Genomic DNA, 1,424 nt, shown 5'->3' with positions numbered 1-1,424 from the left:
TTAATCGTTGGTACAATAAATTAAAAAGTTATTATTATGCTGCATTACGAAACGGGAGGAGTTCAAAAGAGGGTCAAAGATATTCAAAAAGATTAAGCAAGTTAGACAGCAAGCGTCATAATCAAATCAAAGATTTCTTTCATAAAGTGAGTTTTAACATTGTGAAAGTAGCAAAAGAACATCGCATCGATACCATCATTATCGGTAAAAATATGGATTGGAAACAGAAAGTCGCTTTAGGCTCCAAAAATAATCAAAATTTTGTTCAAATCCCACATGCGATGTTGGTGTCAATGATTCGGTACAAAGCAAATACCGAGGGCATAGCCGTCATTGAAACAGAAGAAAGCTATACATCTCGAGCAAGCTTTTTAGATGAAGATCCGATCCCAACCTACAAATCGGGGGAAAAAAGTGATGACATCTTTAGCGGAAAGCGAATCTCGAGAGGGATGTACCGTTCAAAAAAAGGAATTTTAATCAACGCCGATGTAAATGGCTCGGCGNGAGTTAGAGCTATTTACTCTGCCAACTAAAGAAAAAGCATTTGTCGGTTACAACTTCCTAGATGCTTTGTTTAAAACTATTAAACAAAAAGACTATTATTCTTTGCCTGGACAAATCAATCAACAAGTTATCAAAAATGTTGTTCAAAATTGGGATTCTTTTTTTAAAAGCCTAAATGGATATAACGTAAACCCCCAGAAATATAAAGGCCGACCTAACATTCCTGGATATCTACCGAAAGGCAGTAAAAAAGAAGTCGTTTTATCGAACCAAATCTGTCAATTAAAAGGTGAAAAATATTTAAGATTCCCAAAAACAAGGGGGAAGTTAAACATTGGGAAGTTGGCCAATGTTTCGGGTAAGTTCCAACAAGTAAGGATTATCCCGAAATATGATAACTTCACAGTAGAGGTCATTTTTTTGATGGGTAAAAAAGTTGAAATTAGTCCTAAAAAGAAACGCATTTTAAGCATTGATTTGGGTGTGGAAAATATAGCCACCTTGGTGTCGAACGTTGAAATGACTCCTATTCTTTTTAAAGGCGGCAAAATTAAATCCATTAATCGTTGGTACAATAAATTAAAAAGTTATTATTATGCTGCATTACGAAACGGGAGGAGTTCAAAAGAGGGTCAAAGATATTCAAAAAGATTAAGCAAGTTAGACAGCAAGCGTCATAATCAAATCAAAGATTTCTTTCATAAAGTGAGTTTTAACATTGTGAAAGTAGCAAAAGAACATCGCATCGATACCATCATTATCGGTAAAAATATGGATTGGAAACAGAAAGTCGCTTTAGGCTCCAAAAATAATCAAAATTTTGTTCAAATCCCACATGCGATGTTGGTGTCAATGATTCGGTACAAAGCAAATACCGAGGGCATAGCCGTCATTGAAACAGAAGAAAGCTATACATC

Annotated in this window: 2 protein-coding genes; both read left to right on the top strand. The window is 35.1% G+C overall.

Annotated features, from left to right (window positions below; all coding sequences use genetic code 11):
- Positions 1–146 precede the first annotated feature (146 nt).
- On the top strand, positions 147–536 hold the full coding sequence (locus tag BN1243_RS09870; RefSeq protein ID WP_456061831.1) for an IS200/IS605 family accessory protein TnpB-related protein: 390 nt from the start codon (positions 147–149) through the stop codon (positions 534–536).
- Positions 496–1,424, top strand: a 929-nt coding sequence (locus tag BN1243_RS09865) for an RNA-guided endonuclease InsQ/TnpB family protein (RefSeq protein WP_154669948.1), incomplete at its 3' end; no start/stop codon positions are given. The genes BN1243_RS09870 and BN1243_RS09865, both read left to right, overlap by 41 nt.

This window comes from Bacillus niameyensis (genome assembly GCF_001375535.1).
Taxonomy (GTDB): domain Bacteria; phylum Bacillota; class Bacilli; order Bacillales; family Bacillaceae_C; genus Lederbergia; species Lederbergia niameyensis.
Note: the sequence above shows the minus strand (reverse complement) of the source record. Positions and strands in the feature narration are given on the sequence as shown.